The following is a 14,990-nucleotide window of genomic DNA, read 5'->3' as shown; positions in this document are numbered from 1 at the left end:
GGAGGCGGCAGATGCACGCGCTCGTCGACTGGCTCGCCGATCTGTCCGGACCCGTGGTCTACGTCGTGATCGTGGCCCTGGTGTTCGCCGAGGACGCGCTGTTCTTCGGGTTCGTGCTGCCCGGCGAGACCGCCGTGATCGTCGGCGGTGTGCTGGCCCGGCGGGGCAACGTCGACCTGGCCTGGCTGACGCTCGCCGTGGTCCTCGCAGCGATCGCCGGGGACACCGTCGGCTACGAGATCGGCCGGCGCCTGGGACCGCCGCTGCTGAGCAGCCGCCCCCTGCGCCGACGGGCAGCGAGCGTGGACAAGGCACGGGACCTGATCCGCCGGCGCGGTCCGGCCGCGGTCTTCGTCGGCCGTTTCCTCGCCTTCCTGAGGTCCCTCGTCCCGGCACTGGCGGGCGCGTCGAACATGCCGTACCGCCGCTTCCTGCTCTACAACGCCATCGGCGGCCTGCTCTGGGGCGTCGGCAACGTCCTTGTCGGCTATGCCGCGGGGGCCGCCTACGAGCGCGCCGCGGGCCTGGTCGGACGAACCCTCGCCCTGGTCACGGCCGCCCTCGTCCTGGTGGCTCTCGTCGTCTGGCGCATCCGCCGGCACCGGCGCTCCCGCACCTGAAGCACCGTTCGGCGAAGAGGCGGTCACCGGAGCGACGACACCCCGGTGACCGCCTCGTTGCTGATACCCCCTCAGACCCTTGATCGGTACGGCTCACACCACGCGATCCGCACGGCGTCCCGGACTCCCCGGTCAACTCCCCACATCAGGCTCGGTCAGGTGCCAGACGGCCGAGGTGCCCCGGTCCGGCGGGTAGTGCACCAGCCGGCCGTCGTCCGTCACGGTCAGCGCCATCTGCGTGATCGCGTCGACCAGGTGGAAGCCGCCGGACGCGGGCGCCAACTGCCAGCGCTGCAGGGTGTCGGCCGGGTCGCAGGTCTTCCCGGTCGCCTCGACGCCGGGCTGGAGCGGCACGTTGAGGGTGAGCTTGCCGCCGCCCACCTCCAGGCAGCCGTCCGCCGTACGCACGCTCGCGTATCCGTCGGCGGTGCGGGTGACCTGCGCTTCGAAGGACCTGCCAGCGGTACGGAAGGTGTACCTGCCGTCCGCCACCGAAAGCCGCGTCAGATCCCGCCACCCGGGCGCGTGCCCGACGGCCGTGCCGCGCGCCGTGAACCCGGCATACGTGGCGTCGGGACGGGGATCACCCCAGGTGGCCTGCGCGATGTGCCGCAGCGCGGGCCAGAGTCCGACGGCGACCTCGTTCTCGGTCTCGCCACGGCCGTTGTCCGGCCAGAGGCTGATCTTCGCGCCGGTGACGCCCCTGCTGGAGGCGAGCTTCTCGCCCTCGAAGCCGCGCGGGTCCCAACTCTGGTCGTACAGGGACTTCGTGCCGTACTGGTAACTTCCCTGTTCAGCAGTCCAGTTGGTCAGCGCCGGTACGGTCACCGGCGCTTTGTCCTGGTCCTGCGCGACCGCCGAGGTCGGCGCCACGAGGAGCGTCAGCGCCGCCGCGAGGCCGAGCAGCCGCACCAGTCTCTTTCTGAACTCAGCCATGCCACTGCACCTCGAACACCCACACGTGCCGTCCCGCCCTACGGGCTGCCTCGGGTACGTCGATCACCAGTGCCCCGTTGCTGACGGTCCAGGTCAGGGGCCGGTCGTGGCCCAGCATCGTCACCCGGTCGCCGGCGCGGACCGGCACCGGCGCCTCGACGGTGAGCTTCGCGCCCGGCCGGGTCAGGGAGTGGATGTAGAAGGCCTTGTCGGGGCGGACCGTGAACCGCAGGTCGTCGCCGAGCTGCGCCATCCGCGACCAGTACGTCGTGTCGTAGATCGCCTCGCCGTTGACCGCGAGCCAGGCGCCCGTCTCGCGCAGCCGGGTCTGCATGATCTCCGGGATGGTGCCGTCGGCGCGCGGACCGATGTCGAGCAGGAAGTTGCCGTTCTTGGAAACGATGTCGACGAGACTGTGCACGACCTCCTCGGTCGTCATGTAGGAATCGTCGGGGGTCTCGTGGTTGTAGCCGTAGCTGAAGGGATCGAGGCCGCGGCTGGACTCCCACTTGGCGACGACCGTGTTCTCGTACGTCGTGTACTCGGGTGTCGTGAAGTCGTGGAAGCCGATGCCCGAGCGGTTGTTGACGGTCACGTCGGTCGGACGGGCACGGTTCTTGGCGTGGTTGAAGTACTCGGCGAGGACGTGGAGGCTGTCGTTCACGCCGCCGATGTCGCACCAGATGAGTTCCGGGTCGTAGCCGTGGATCAGCTCCAGCATCTGCGGGGCCTGGTAGTCCCTCACATAGTCCTTGCCCGCGGTGTATCCCGTGTAGGGGACCGGGTCGAGGGTGTAGGGGTTGCGCGGCGCGTGGCCCATCCAGGGGTTGTCGGGGTTGAACCACTCCGGCATGGAGAAGTAGAGACCGCGGTGGAGTTCGGGGGCGTACCGCCTCGACGCCTCGAACAGCTCCTTGACCAGGTCCCGCTTCGGGCCCAGCTTCACGGCGTTGCGGTCGGAGACCTTGGTGTCCCACAGGGCGAAGCCCTCGTGATGCTTCGAGGTCAGCACGTGGTACTGCGCGCCCGCGTCCCGGAACAGCTCGACCCACGCCCGCGGGTCGAACCTCTCGGCGGTGAAGCGCGGGATGAAGTCGTCGTAGCCGAAGTCCTCGCCGTAGGTGTCCCGGTGGTGGGCGTGGGTGGGGTTGACCGGGTCCTGCATCTGGTCCCAGTACCACTCGGCGTACTGCTTGCCGACCGGCGCCCAGGCGGGCACCGAGTAGACGCCCCAGTGGATGAAGATGCCGAACTTGGCGCCGTTGAACCAGTACGGCGCCTGGTGGCCGGCCAGGGAGGCCTCGGTGGGCCGGTAGTCGGCGACGCCGAGCGTCAACCGGCTGTTTCGCGCCGCCGCTTGGGAGCCCCGGCCGCTGACGCTCACCGAGCCGTCCTGCTGTGTTCCGGGAGCGGTGCCCGTGCGGTTGCGGATGCCGACGCGGACGCGGGCCTGTTCGCCGGGGTCGAGGCGGTGGATGCGGGCGGGTTCGACGGTGCGGGCGCCGGGGACGTCGACGCGTACGGACACGTCGTCGCCGGTCAGGATCGCGACGGTACCCGCGTTGACCACGGTGGCCTCGACGCTCTGGGCGCCGGTGGACTCCATCAGGGAGTTGGTGGAGCGGGCGTCGCGCAGGGCCAACGCCCGTCCTTGGGCGACGGGTTGGAGGGACAGCGCGAAGACGTGCAGGGAGACCTTGCCGGCCTCGGCCGGGCCGGTGACCGGCAGGGTGATGGCGATGGCCTCGCGCTTCGGGTCGGTCCACACCTCCGAGGTGCCGATGCCGACGGCGTGCTCGTCCTTGGTGCCGTCCGGCTTGTAGCGGTAGGGCGCGGACAGGGAGCCGCCCGCCGCGTACCAGTCGGCGCCGCCGAGGCCGGCGGTGGTCGTCGAGCCGTCCGCGTAGTGGACGGTCGCCCGGCCCGTGGCGTCGCCGTAGCTGCCGGCGGTGAGGAAGACGGCCGACAGATAGCGGCCCTTCGGCAGGTCGATGCGCTGACCGAGCGCGACGACGTTGTTCTTGGCGCCCGCCGTCGGGGCCGGGAAGAGGAAGGGGATCCCGTCGACCTCGATGCGGCCCGTGGGGAGTTCCTCGCCCGGGAACGTGTAGCCGGAGCCGTCGAAGTCGCCGCCGCGGGCGGAGGCGGTGTCGATGCCGTCGTTGTCGTAGAGGCTGTCGAGCGGAACGGGGACCGGGTCGGGGACGGGGACCCAGTGCCGTCCGGCGGCCTGGGCGTCGACGGGCTCGGCGGCATGCGCCCCGGTCGCCGTGGTGAGGGGAAGGGCGGTCGAGGCGGTGACCGCCACTGCGGCGCCCAGGACCTGACGTCTTGGATACGGACTCATGAGCGGCTCCAATTCATCGGATGTCTGATCATTGAGTGAGCGGTGAAGTCCTGTCAATGAGGCGTGCACGCACAGCAGTTGCCCCAGTGATCGGATGACCTACAGGTCAGGGGCGAGCGCCCCGCAGCCACCCCGCGAAAAGTCCAAGAAGAGCCGCCCGAATGTCCAAGACCCGATGGTCTCGACGGCGGGGCCGCCGCCGGGCAGAGTGCTCCCATACTCACGAGTAGCCCGCTCACCGCACTCCCGAGGAGCCCCCGTGACCAGCTGGGTCGGCCGGACCGCTGCCGAGATCGCCGCCGCCGTACGCGAGAAGCGGGCCACGCCGCGGGAGGTGGTGGCCGAGCACCTGGAGCGGATCGAGCGGCTCGACGCCCGTGTCGGAGCCTTCCGCGTGGTGCGGGCCCGGGCGGCGCTCGCCGAGGCGGACGAGGTGGCCTCCCGCGCCGATGTCGCCGAACTGCCGCTGGCCGGCGTGCCGGTGGCCGTCAAGGACAACCTCGCCGTACGCGGCGAGTCCAACCGCGTCGGCTCCGCCGCGACGCCGGACAAGCCCGCCGATGAGGACCACGTGACGGTGGCCCGGCTGCGGGCGGCGGGCGCGGTGGTCGTGGGTCTGACGAACGTGCCCGAGCTGTGCGTCTTCGGCACCACCGAGGGTGTGCACGGGACCTCCCGCAACCCCTGGGACCTGACACGCACGGCGGGCGGCTCCTCGGGCGGCAGCGCGGCCGCGGTCGCCGCGGGGCTGGTGCCGATCGCACTCGGCAACGACGGGATGGGCTCGCTGCGCATCCCGGCCGCCAACTGCGGTCTCGTCACCATCAAGCCGGGCCACGGCGTGGTCCCGGCGGGCATCGGCGAGGGCGACTGGTTCGGCATGTCCGAGAACGGTCCGCTCGCCACCACGGTCGAGGACGCCCGCCTGATGCTGTCGATCCTGGCGGACGCCGGCACCGACGCGGTACGACCGTCCGAGCCCGCCATGCGCAAGATCGCCGTATCGCTGCGCAGCCCCCTGCTCGGCGTCACGATCACCAAGCCGTACACGACCGCGGCCCGTGACGCGGGCGCCGCCCTGATCAAGGCCGGGCACCAGGTCCGCCGCGCCGACCCGCCCTACCCGCTCTCCCTGAGCACGACGTCCCTCGCCCACTGGACGGCGGGCACCGCGGTGGACGCGGCGGGCCTGGACCCGCGCCTGCTCACCCGCCGCACCCGGGTGCACGCCGCCGTCGGCCGCCGCTTCGTGAGCAGCGTCCGCACCAGCGAAAGCCGGGACCGACTGCGCCGCCGCCTGGAGCCGTTCCTCGCCGAGTACGACGTCCTGCTCACGCCCACGCTCGCCCGCCGCTCCCCCAAGTCCGTGGCCTGGCACGAACGCGGCTGGCTTCCCAATCTCCTCGCCAACACCACGTACTCGCCCCTGACCCCGCCGTGGAACCTCACCGGCTGGCCGGCCCTGTCCCTCCCCTTCGGCGCCCTGCCGTCCGGCGCCCCCTGCGCCGTCCAACTGGTGGGCCGCCCGGGCGCGGAGGCACTGCTGCTGGACCTCGCGGAGCAGCTGGAGAAGCTGCATCCGTGGCGGCGGACGGCACCGTTGGACTAGCTTGATCTCAATCCGTGCACCGGCTTTGAGTCGTCCCGGGCCCGACCGTCGTGCTCACGCGTGCCGCGCTCTTGGCCCGCTCAGAGCGCCCGGTACATGATGTGCAGCCCCACCCGGCCGTGCCGCGGATGCTCGAACGCGTCCGGCACCGTGCCCAGGATCGTGAAGCCCAGCGACGTCCACAGCCGGACGGCGGGGTTGGTCTCGACAACGGCGTTGAAGACCATCGCGTCGTATCCGTCGGCCTTGGCGGCGGTCAGGACATGCTCGGCGAGGGCGCGGCCGATGCCGCGGCCGGCCCGGTCGGGGTCGACCATGAAGCCGGCGTTGGCGACGCGGGCCGCGGGGCCTCCGTAGTTGGGGGTGACGTAGGCCGAGGCGACGATCGCGCGGGTGTCGTCCTCGACGACGTAGACGCGTTTGGCCGGATTCATCCAAAGGACCCGGGCAGCCTCCTCGGAGGTGTCCGGGTCCCAGGTGTACGTCTCGCCGGAGGCGACGACGCGGTGCCAGAAAGGCCAGATCCGCGGCCAGTCGTCGGACGCGGCTTCTCTGATCTGCATGGGCGTGAGTGTCGCACGCCCATGCCGTCGGCGATCGCGAGAGTCCTGCCGGTGGCTCAGTCCACGCTGGGCAGGATGTGAGGCTCGGCCAGGTCGTCCTCGTAACCTGCCAGGCGGATCGGGGCGGACCGGGCCCACACGTCCAGGCTGCCGATCTCGCCGGGCCGGTGGCCGGCGCCGCGCTCCGTGCGTTCCTTGGGGCGCTGTTCGCGATTCGTCTTCTCTGGTGTCACCGCGCACTCCTTATGTGTCGGGTCACCCTCGGGGCTGGCCGGTCACTCTGCGGTCCGGCGCCTGACGCCCGCTCGGGTGTGAGTCGAAAGCAGTTCGGACGCGGTGGCGCCGGTAACTCGTGCGTGAACAGGCCGCTGTGAACCGGCTTGCCCCGGGACGGACGTGGGTGTGGGTGGGACCCGGTGATGCTGCCCGTCCCCTCCAGATTAACCAAATGAGCAGACGTCCGCTCTATGGGGCTCAAAACTTGGGCCTACTGTCGTAAATTGTCCGACTTCAGAGCCCTTTTCTGTCACTCGTTCGGCGTACAGGCCTGCCGAAAGGGCAACACCCGTTCCATGCTGGGTTCGAGGGACTGTCCGGGAGGGGGATGTCATGGCGTCTGTCACCTTCGACAAGGCCACCCGACGCTTCCCGTCGAGGGAGCGGCCGGCCGTCGACTCGCTCGACCTCGAGATCGAGGACGGTGAGTTCATGGTCCTGCTGGGTCCTTCCGGCTGTGGGAAGTCGACCTGCCTGCGCATGCTCGCCGGACTGGAGGCGGTCGACTCGGGCTCGGTCCTGATCGGTGTACGGGACGTGACCCATCTTCCGCCCCGGGACCGCGACATCGCGATGGTGTTCCAGGACTACGCCCTCCTCCCACATTTGTCGGCTGCCGACAACATGGGCTTCGCCCTGAAGATCGCCCGCATGTCAAAGGTGCGCGCCCGGCAGCGAGTCGACCACGCCGCTGCCGTGCTCGACCTGGAGCAGTACCTCGGCCGCAGGCCCAGGACACTCGCGGGCGGTGAGCGGCAGCGCGTCGCGACGGGGCGGGTGCTGGTGCGGGACCCGCGGGTCTATCTGATGGACGAGCCGCTGTCCAACCTCGACGCCCGGCTGCGGGCACAGACCCGGACGGAGATCGTCCGGCTGCAGAACCACCTCGGCATCACCACGGTGTACGTCACCCACGACCAGACCGAGGCGATGGCGGTGGGCGACCGTCTGGCCGTACTCAAGGACGGCGTGTTGCAGCAGGTGGGGACCCCCAAGGAGGTGTACGCGCACCCGGCCAACACCTTCGTGGGCGGTTTCGTCGGCTCGCCCGCGATGAACCTGTTCCGGCTTCCGCTGTCCGCGGACGGGGCCCGGCTGGGCGCTCTGGACATACCGCTGACCCGCGCCACCCTGCGGGCGGCCGCAGCCGGAGGCGCCGACGAGATCGTGCTCGGCGTCCGGCCCGAGCAATTCGAGCTGCTTCCGCCCGAGGACCGGGAGACTGCCGGACTGGACCTGGTCGTCGAGACGGTCGAGGACACCGGCGCCGTCGTCTACCTCCACGCCACCGCGTGGACCGGCGAGGGGCTGGCCGCCCTCGTCATCCGGCTCCCGGGACGCCCCGCCCACGGCAGAGGGGCAGTGCTGCGGGTGGCCATCCGCGCGGACGCCGTGCACTGCTTCTCGGCCTCTACGGGACGGCGGCTCCCGGAGGACGCGGACACATCACCCGTGAGCTGAGCGCCACCGCCGGGGCCAGAACCCTGGCCGCGAGCGCGGGACAGGCCACGCAGTTCAAGTCCCGTTGGCCGAATCGCAAGGCGGCCATGATCTGCTTTCGGACGGCAACGGCTTGTCCGGCGGGAGGACTGGCGCATGGAGCTGCGCAGTGTCGAAGAGCTGATGGATCTGCTGTACGCCTGCCGGGGCTCATGGGACGCCCCGGGCCTGCGAAGTCGCCGGGTCGACCTGCACCAGCACGCGCTGCAGACCGCCGCCCTGCTGCGGCGCCGTCGCCCCGCCGACAAGGAGCTGCAGGTGGCGGGCCTGGTCCACGTCATCGGTCCGCTCCTGCGACCGGGCGACGAGTCCGCCCACCCGGGCTGCGCGGCCGACGCCGTACGGCCCCTGCTCGGCGAGCGGGTCTCCCGGCTCGTCCGCGAGCACCACCGCTCCGACACACCCCACGACGACGATCTGCTGCGCCTGCGCCAGGCGGACGAGGAGGGCCGCAGCGCCGGTTTCGACGCGGGGGTACTGGAGGACTGGCGCACGATCCTGGAACTCGTCGCCGCACGCAACTCCCGCCTCGGGGCTGTTGACTGACGGCCCGTCATGAGACGGTACGGCGATGACGTCGTCGTACGGACTCAAGGGCAGGACCGCCGTCGTCACCGGGGCGACGCGCGGGATCGGGCGCGCGGTCGCCGGGCAGCTGGCCGCGGCGGGGGCGCTGGTGTGCGTGACCGCCCGGGACGCGGACGAGGTGCGCGGCACGGCCGAGGAGCTGGGTGGCGTGGGTCTGGCCGGCAGCGTCGGTGATCCGGCTCATCTGCGGGAGGTCACGGAGCTGGCCCTGCGGGCGTTCGGCCGGATCGACGTGGTGGTCAACAACGCGGCCACGAACCAGCCGTACGGGCCGCTCATGGATGCCGATCCGGGGGCGTGGCGGGAGGCGTTCGCGATCAATGTCGAGGCACCGCTGCGGCTCGTGCAGTGCGCGTGGCGGGCGTGGATGCGGGAGCACGGCGGCTCGGTCGTCAACATCTGCACGGAGGGCGCCGGGCATGTCGGGCCCCACGTCGGCGCCTACGGCACGAGCAAGGCGGCGCTGCTGCACCTGACCCAGCAGCTGGCGGGCGAGCTGGCGCCGAAGGTGCGCGTCAACTCCGTCTCCCCCGGACTCGTCCGCACCGAGATGGCGCGGTTCGTGTGGGAGCCGGGCGAGGAGCAGCTGGCCGCCGGGCTGCCGCTCGGGCGGATCGGAGAGCCGGAGGACGTCGCGCGGGCCGTGCTGTGGCTGGCCTCGGACGCGGCTCAGTGGGTCACCGGCGCCGATCTGCTGGTGGACGGGGGAACCCGGGTCAGGACGGCGCACCCCGCTCGGGGGTACGCCGTCGACGACCGTCTTCGCTCATACGCACCACCTCCTCAAGGCGGCGGCAGTGGCTCCCTCACGGGAACAGTGCGATCCCCAGAATGATCAGGAGGATGATGCCTGCGACGAGCGCGACCGTGGCCCACGTTCCGCGGTGCTTCGCCGGGCTTCCTCCCCTGCCTCCGCGGGGGCGGTCCTCCGGTATCTGGGCGCGGTCCGGACGGTCGCTTCCGTAGAACTGCTCGTCACTCGGGTAGCGGTTGCGTGGATCGTCGTGCGCTCGCGGATCAATGCCGTGACTGCTCATGGTCACTCCCTGGCGCGGTGTGTCACCAGGAACCGGGTTCCCCACGGGCGCCGGGCCACACGTCACGGCAGGTGGATCACCACTTGCCGGGCGCGTAGTCCTTGAGGAAGACGCCGTACAGGTCCTCGCCCTGCTCGCCGCGCACAATCGGATCGTAAACCCGTGCGGCCCCGTCGACCAGGTCGAGCGGGGCGTGGAAGCCCTCGCCGGCCAGGCGCAGCTTGTCGTAGTGGGGGCGCTCGTCGGTGATCCAGCCGGTGTCGACCGAGGTCATGAGGATGCCGTCGCTCTGGAACATCTCCGGGCCGCTCGTCCGGGTCACCATGTTCATCGCGGCCTTGGCGGCGTTGGTGTTCGGGTGGCCCGCGCCCTTGTAGCCGCGGCCGAAGACGCCCTCCATCGCGGAGACGTTCACGACGTAGGCACGCTTGCTGGGCGCCTTCTTCGCCGCGTCGGCCATGGCCGGCCGCAGCGCGCTGATCAGGATGAACGGCGCCGTGTAGTTGCACAGCTGGGTCTCAAGGAGCTCCACCGGGGAGATCTGCTCGATGGTCTGCACCCAGGTGTTGGTGTCGACGACGTCGGGGACCAGGCCGCCCGCGTCGATGGCGGTGCCGTCGAGGTGCCGCGCGACGCTGGCGTTGCCCGCGACCAGCGCGAGGTCGGCGACCTGCTGGGCGTCGAGACCGCTGACGCCGGCGGGCAGCGCGGCCGACCCGGTCAGGGCATGGACCGCGCCGGAGTTGAAGGCGCCGATGACGTGGTGGGCGGGAAGTGCCCCGGCGGGCAGCGGCGCGCTCTCGCCGTCGACCAGGGCGGCGTAGGCGGAGGGCAGGCGGCGTACGGTCTGCGTGGCGTTGTTGACGAGGATGTCGAGGGGGCCGGCCTCGGCGACCTGGTCGGCGAGGGCCACGGCCTGTGCCGGGTCGCGCAGGTCGATGCCGACGACCTCCAGGCGGTGCATCCAGTCCGCGGAGTCGTCCATGGCCTTGAAGCGGCGGATGGCGTCCTTGGGGAAGCGGGTGGTGATCGTCGTGTGGGCGCCGTCACGCAGCAGCCTCAGCGCGATGTACATGCCGATCTTGGCGCGGCCGCCCGTGAGCAGCGCGCGCTTGCCGGTGAGGTCGGCGCGGGCGTCGCGCTTGCCGCGGTTCAGGCGGGCGCAGTCGGGACAGAGCTGGTGGTAGAAGTAGTCGACCTCGACGAACCGGGTCTTGCAGGTGTAGCAGGAGCGCGGGCGCTGGAGTATCCCCGCGATCTGCCCCTCCTCGGTGACCGACGACGGCAGGATGCCCTCGGTCTCGTCGTCGATGCGCTGGGCGGAGCCGGTCGCCGTGGACTCCGTGACCGCCTTGTCGTGGGCGGTCTTGGCGGCCCGGCGCTCCTGGCGGCGGCGCTGCTTGACCGTGCGGTAGACGCCGGCGGTGGCCCTTCGCACGGCGATCGCGTCCGGGTGGTCGACCTCCAGCTCGTCGAGTTCCTCCAGCACACTGAGGCAGACGGCGAGCCGCTCCGGGTCGATGCCGGGCCCGTACACGACCTCGTCCATGGCCGCCGGGCCGTCCTCTGTCACCGTCATCGCGCTGCCGTTTCCCTGATCACCCGAGCGGCGCTCCGATCGCACCCGCTGTCGAAGGGCGAATTTTACGGAGCGCCGGGCCCGTCCTCCAAACCCGTCTTGATCAGGAACCGCAGGCAGTGATCAGCGTCTGCACCTCCGCGCTGAGGGCGGCGGCCAGTCGGTCCAGGTCCGGTACGGCCTTGGCGTCGGCGACGAGCCCGTAGTGGACGTGTCCGCGGTAGGTGGAAACGGCCACCGCCAGCGCCTGACCGCGGGCCAGCGGGGCGAGCGGATAGACCTCCGTGACCGGGTTTCCGCCGAGCTTCAGGCCGAGGCTGGGCAGCGGGACGCTGGTGACGAGGATGTCGAACCAGAGCCGGGCCGCCTGGCTGACCAGCGGGCCGCCGAGCCGATGCGCGAGCGGGGGCACGTGGTCGGCGAGCAGGGCGACGGCGCCCGCGCCCCGGTTGGGGCCGGCGTCCTTGTTGCGGTCCATGGCCGCGCGGACCGTGCCGAGCCGGACGAGCGGGTCGGGGTCGTCGACGGGGAGCCGTATCACGTAGCCGGAGAGCCGGTTGCCCTGTGGGGTGGCGGTGCGCGGGCGGCGCTTGGAGACGGGGATCAGGGCGCGTGGCCGGACGCCGTCACTGCCGTTGCCGCGCTCGTCCAGCCAGCGGCGCAGGGCGCCCGCGACGACGGCGATCAGGACGTCGTTGACCGTGCCGCCCTCGGACTTGCGGATGCGGTGCACGTCGTCGAGGTCGATGACCACGCCGGCGGTGCGGCGGGTGCCGGTGGGCTCGGCGGTGAGCGCGACCGAGGAACGCACGCCCAGGCTGGACACGGCCAGGGAGGCGCCGATGTCGAGGGCGCGGGCCACGTCGGAGGCGGCACCGCGGACCAGGCCCGGCAGCTTGCGCACGTCGGGCAGCAGCCCGGCCTTGATCTCCTCGCGGCGGGGCCCCCGGGCCGGCAGGTCCATCGGGTCCATGACGGCGGCGGCGAGCGTCAGCGCACGCAGCCCGTCGGCCAGGGCGTGGTGGAACTTGAACAGCACGGCGAAGGAGAGGCCGTCCTCCCCCGGCAGCACATGCGCCTCCCACGGCGGACGGCCGCGCTCCAGCGGGCACTCCATGAGCCGGCCCGCGTCCTGGTGGAAGTTCGCTGTCGGGGCGTGCAGCCGCACGTGGTGGAGGGGGTCGAACGCGGGGTCGGACTCCCGGGTGGCCCCGCCGAAGGCCAGCGGCCGGAACGAGAACGGCTGCCATACGTCCCGGATCCGCATCCGCAGACCGGGCACCGCCGCGGCCCGGGACGCGAGCAGATCGGCGGCATGGGCGCCCGCGGTGGGTGAGCGGGCCGAGAAGACCCCGAGTGCACCGAGGTGCATGGGGTGTTCGGGGGACTCGATGTTCCAGAACGCCAGGTCGAGAGGAGCGAGCAGGTCAGAAGTCAATTGCTTGCCTCGCGTCGCCGAAGGGTGAGCAAGCAGTCAACCCCCCCAGGGCGATTACGGTCAAGTACGATCAAGCTACGCACAGTTAACAGCAGATTAAGTCCCACCCCCATGTGAGGGATGGGACTCAAGCAACACCTGAGGTCACTTCAGCGCCGGCGGCGCCGCCTGTGCCGAGGTTCCCCACTCAGACGGGCGCGGGCCGACCGTGAACGCGAGCGAGCGCAGGGAGCGCAAGCCGCCGGTCGTCAGGTACGTGCGGTCGTACGCCTTCCCGTCCGTGCGGGCCGACTGGATGTACCGGTCGGTGCCGGAGGTGCCGGGAGCGGTGACGGTGAGGGCGCCGTGCGGGTAGTAGCGGCCGTCGAGCGTCAGGTCGACCCGGTCGAAGACCGGTGTGGACAGCCCCCAGGTGTCGTAGCCGGGCTGCACAGGGAAGATCCCGATCGACGACAGCACGTTCCAGGCGGACATCGTGCCGAGGTCGTCGTTGCCGGTCATCCCGGTCGGCGCGTCGGTGAAGAGGGTCAGCGCCGCGTGCACGACGTCGGTCGTCTTCCACGGCTGCCCGGTCGACAGATAGGTGTACGGGGCGATGAGGTCGGGCTCGTTCTGCGGGTTGTACTTGTCGGCGTTGTAGTAGTCGTACGGGCCGTTGACCCACACCTCGCGGGCCGTCCTCGCCGGGTCGGCCAGCAGCCGGTCGTAGGCGAAGAACGAGTCCAGCCGGTCGTTGGCCGCCTGCCCGCCGCCGATCAGGCCGACCATGCCCGGCAGGTCCTGCGGCACCAGCCACTGGTACTGCCAGGACGTGCCCTCGTGGAAGCCCTCGCTCTGTGCCGGGTCGGCCGGCCCGGTGAAGGCACCGGAGGCGTCCCGGGCGCGGAAGAAGCCGGTCGAGGGGTCGAAGACGTTCCGGTAGCTCTGGGCGCGGGCCGCATAGCGGCCGGCGTCCGCACCGTGCCCGAGCTCGCGGGCCATCTGGGCGAGCATCGCGTCCGACAGGGCGTACTCCAGGGTCGCCGAGGCGCCGTGGTCGTAGTCCGAGTCGCCCGGCTTCGCATGCGGGCGGCCCTTGACGTACGGGGCGAAACCGTCGGCGATGTACTCCTTGTTCGCCTCCCGGCCCACGGCCGGCGAGTCCGCGGGCGGCACCCCGTCGGCGTTCCGCTTCAGGGCCCGGTAGGCACGCTCCTCGTATCCCCCGGGGCCCTTGAGCAGGCCCTGCTGGTAGGCGTTGGTGAGGAACGGGGTGACCGGGTCGCCGGTCATGATGTTCGTCTCGACCGTGCCGTAGCCCCACTTGGGCAGCCAGCCGCTCTCCTCGTCGATCTTGATCACCGAGATCGCCATGTCCCGGGCCTCGCGGGGCGCGAGCAGGGACAGCAGCTGGGACTGGGTGCGGTAGGTGTCCCACAGGGACCAGTTCTGGTAGTAGGTGAAGCCGTCGGTGCGGTGGATCCTCTGGTCCCAGCCGGTGTAGCGGCCGTCGGCGTCGCTGCCGATGTTCGGTGCCAGGAACGACCGGTACAAGGACGAGTAGAAGGTCCGCCGCAGACTCTCCTCACCACCGCGCGTGCGCACGTCGTCGAGGCGGTTCTCCCATGTCCGCTGCGCCTGGTGGCGTACGGCGTCGAAGGAACGGCCGCCCTCGGCACGGAGGTTGACCGCCGCGCCGTGCGCGTCGACGTAGGAGAGGGCGGTGGTCGCCTCGACCGTACGGTCCCTGGTCGTGTCGAAGCGGACGTAGGCGCCGTCGCGTCCGTTCTTCGAGCCCGAGGTGACGGTCGTGCCGTCCCAGGTGCCGTACGCGGTGAAGGGCCGGTCGAAGCGGGTGATCGTGTAGACGGTGTACGGCTTGGTGTCCTGGCAGAAGCCGCGCCCGGTGATGGCGGTGCGCACGGTGCGGCTGTCGAGGATCTCGGCCTTGGTGGAGACGCCGGTGTGCAGCGACTGGGCCGCGTTCAGCAGGACGTTGGCCTTGTCGGTGGCCGGGAAGGTGTAGCGCTGCACGCCGGTGCGCGCTGTCGCCGTCAGCTCGGCCTTGATGCCGCTCTTCAGGCCGACCCGGTAGTAGCCGGGGCTCGCGCTCTCGTCGTCGTGGCTGAACTCGGCCTCGTACCTGGCGTTGTCGGTCTGTGTGACGTCTCCGGTGGTCGGCAGTACGGGCAGGTCGCCGCCGAGACCGCAGCCGACGCCCGACAGATGGACCAGGGAGAAGCCGCGGATGTGGTTCTGGGAGTAGTCGTAGCCGGTGTTGTGGCCGGTGTCCGGCGAGAACTGCACCATGCCGAAGGGCACGGCGGCGCCGGGATAGGTGTTGCCCTCGTTCTCGGTTCCGATGAACGGGTTGACCAGATCGGTGAGTTGGGCGTCGCTCGGCTCGGTGGCCTGCGCGGTGGCGGGTACGGCGGACAGCGCGGACGCTGCCACCGCCCCTGCCAGGCACAGGCGCAGGCGCCGGGTCCATCTCATGCGGTAAGACCTCCGGAGCAGT

At 71.2% G+C, this 14,990-nt stretch carries 12 protein-coding genes and 1 pseudogene; 5 read left to right on the top strand and 8 right to left on the bottom strand.

Features of this window, described 5'->3' with window-relative positions:
- Window positions 1–11 precede the first annotated feature (11 nt).
- Complete coding sequence (locus OG870_RS40345) at window positions 12–620, top strand: DedA family protein (RefSeq protein ID WP_266591915.1); 609 nt, start codon at window positions 12–14, stop codon at window positions 618–620.
- Between the two features lie 132 nt (window positions 621–752).
- On the opposite strand, the pseudogene OG870_RS40340 reads toward OG870_RS40345, so the two are convergent.
- A pseudogene (locus tag OG870_RS40340) lies at window positions 753–1,391 on the bottom strand (glycosyl hydrolase family 20); the annotation flags it as partial.
- 157 nt (window positions 1,392–1,548) lie between these two features.
- Window positions 1,549–3,903: an alpha-L-fucosidase gene (locus OG870_RS40335; protein WP_327692001.1), complete on the bottom strand. Its 2,355-nt coding sequence runs from the start codon at window positions 3,901–3,903 to the stop codon at window positions 1,549–1,551.
- A 259-nt stretch (window positions 3,904–4,162) separates the two neighbouring features.
- Between OG870_RS40335 and OG870_RS40330 the strand changes: the two genes are divergently transcribed.
- Entirely contained in the window at window positions 4,163–5,512 is a 1,350-nt protein-coding gene (locus OG870_RS40330; protein ID WP_266842625.1) for an amidase, read from the top strand.
- Between the two features lie 80 nt (window positions 5,513–5,592).
- Here OG870_RS40330 and OG870_RS40325 read toward each other — a convergent pair whose 3' ends face one another.
- Together OG870_RS40325 and OG870_RS40320 are read right to left on the bottom strand one after the other, a co-directional pair.
- A complete protein-coding gene (locus tag OG870_RS40325) occupies window positions 5,593–6,075 on the bottom strand; it encodes a GNAT family N-acetyltransferase (protein ID WP_266591912.1) in 483 nt (160 codons plus the stop codon).
- A 56-nt stretch (window positions 6,076–6,131) separates the two neighbouring features.
- Complete coding sequence (locus tag OG870_RS40320) at window positions 6,132–6,308, bottom strand: hypothetical protein (RefSeq protein WP_266529022.1); 177 nt, start codon at window positions 6,306–6,308, stop codon at window positions 6,132–6,134.
- 376 nt (window positions 6,309–6,684) lie between these two features.
- Here OG870_RS40320 and OG870_RS40315 point away from each other — a divergent pair, with 376 nt between their 5' ends.
- The 3 genes from OG870_RS40315 (at window position 6,685) to OG870_RS40305 (ending at window position 9,274) form a co-directional block, all read left to right on the top strand.
- On the top strand, window positions 6,685–7,812 hold the full coding sequence (locus OG870_RS40315) for an ABC transporter ATP-binding protein (RefSeq protein ID WP_266842630.1): 1,128 nt from the start codon (window positions 6,685–6,687) through the stop codon (window positions 7,810–7,812).
- A gap of 135 nt (window positions 7,813–7,947) precedes the next feature.
- The gene (locus tag OG870_RS40310) at window positions 7,948–8,397 is read left to right on the top strand and encodes a hypothetical protein (protein ID WP_266529026.1); all 450 of its coding nucleotides are present in this window, start codon (window positions 7,948–7,950) and stop codon (window positions 8,395–8,397) included.
- A 25-nt stretch (window positions 8,398–8,422) separates the two neighbouring features.
- Window positions 8,423–9,274 (top strand): SDR family oxidoreductase, encoded by an 852-nt coding sequence (locus OG870_RS40305; protein WP_266529028.1) that lies wholly within the window; start codon window positions 8,423–8,425, stop codon window positions 9,272–9,274.
- On the opposite strand, the gene OG870_RS40300 is transcribed toward OG870_RS40305, so the two are convergent.
- The 4 genes from OG870_RS40300 to OG870_RS40285 all read right to left on the bottom strand — a co-directional run bounded on the left by OG870_RS40300 (window position 9,246) and on the right by OG870_RS40285 (window position 14,968).
- Window positions 9,246–9,476, bottom strand: coding sequence for a hypothetical protein (locus OG870_RS40300; RefSeq protein ID WP_266529031.1), 231 nt, complete (start codon window positions 9,474–9,476; stop codon window positions 9,246–9,248). The two genes, OG870_RS40305 and OG870_RS40300, sit on opposite strands and share 29 nt — an antisense overlap.
- A 76-nt stretch (window positions 9,477–9,552) precedes the next feature.
- Entirely contained in the window at window positions 9,553–11,055 is a 1,503-nt protein-coding gene (locus OG870_RS40295) for an SDR family NAD(P)-dependent oxidoreductase (RefSeq protein ID WP_327692000.1), read from the bottom strand.
- A gap of 103 nt (window positions 11,056–11,158) precedes the next feature.
- The gene (locus OG870_RS40290; RefSeq protein WP_266591909.1) at window positions 11,159–12,493 is read right to left on the bottom strand and encodes a wax ester/triacylglycerol synthase family O-acyltransferase; all 1,335 of its coding nucleotides are present in this window, start codon (window positions 12,491–12,493) and stop codon (window positions 11,159–11,161) included.
- A 144-nt stretch (window positions 12,494–12,637) separates the two neighbouring features.
- A complete protein-coding gene (locus OG870_RS40285; protein ID WP_266591908.1) occupies window positions 12,638–14,968 on the bottom strand; it encodes a GH92 family glycosyl hydrolase in 2,331 nt (776 codons plus the stop codon).
- Window positions 14,969–14,990 lie beyond the last annotated feature (22 nt).

The sequence above is a fragment of the Streptomyces sp. NBC_00461 genome, from assembly GCF_036013935.1.
Lineage (GTDB): Bacteria > Actinomycetota > Actinomycetes > Streptomycetales > Streptomycetaceae > Streptomyces.
The sequence above is the reverse complement of the archived record's forward strand: the minus strand, read 5'-3'. Positions and strand labels throughout refer to the sequence as shown.

Bases quoted from the DNA above. Each gene is read 5' to 3' on its own strand.
- OG870_RS40345 (WP_266591915.1), top strand. From the start codon at position 12: ATGCACGCGCTCGTCGACTGGCTCGCCGATCTGTCCGGACCCGTGGTC.
- OG870_RS40295 (WP_327692000.1), bottom strand. From the start codon at position 11,055: ATGACGGTGACAGAGGACGGCCCGGCGGCCATGGACGAGGTCGTGTAC.
- OG870_RS40315 (WP_266842630.1), top strand. From the start codon at position 6,685: ATGGCGTCTGTCACCTTCGACAAGGCCACCCGACGCTTCCCGTCGAGG.
- OG870_RS40300 (WP_266529031.1), bottom strand. From the start codon at position 9,476: ATGAGCAGTCACGGCATTGATCCGCGAGCGCACGACGATCCACGCAAC.
- OG870_RS40285 (WP_266591908.1), bottom strand. From the start codon at position 14,968: ATGAGATGGACCCGGCGCCTGCGCCTGTGCCTGGCAGGGGCGGTGGCA.
- OG870_RS40325 (WP_266591912.1), bottom strand. From the start codon at position 6,075: ATGCAGATCAGAGAAGCCGCGTCCGACGACTGGCCGCGGATCTGGCCT.
- OG870_RS40305 (WP_266529028.1), top strand. From the start codon at position 8,423: ATGACGTCGTCGTACGGACTCAAGGGCAGGACCGCCGTCGTCACCGGG.
- OG870_RS40335 (WP_327692001.1), bottom strand. From the start codon at position 3,903: ATGAGTCCGTATCCAAGACGTCAGGTCCTGGGCGCCGCAGTGGCGGTC.
- OG870_RS40310 (WP_266529026.1), top strand. From the start codon at position 7,948: ATGGAGCTGCGCAGTGTCGAAGAGCTGATGGATCTGCTGTACGCCTGC.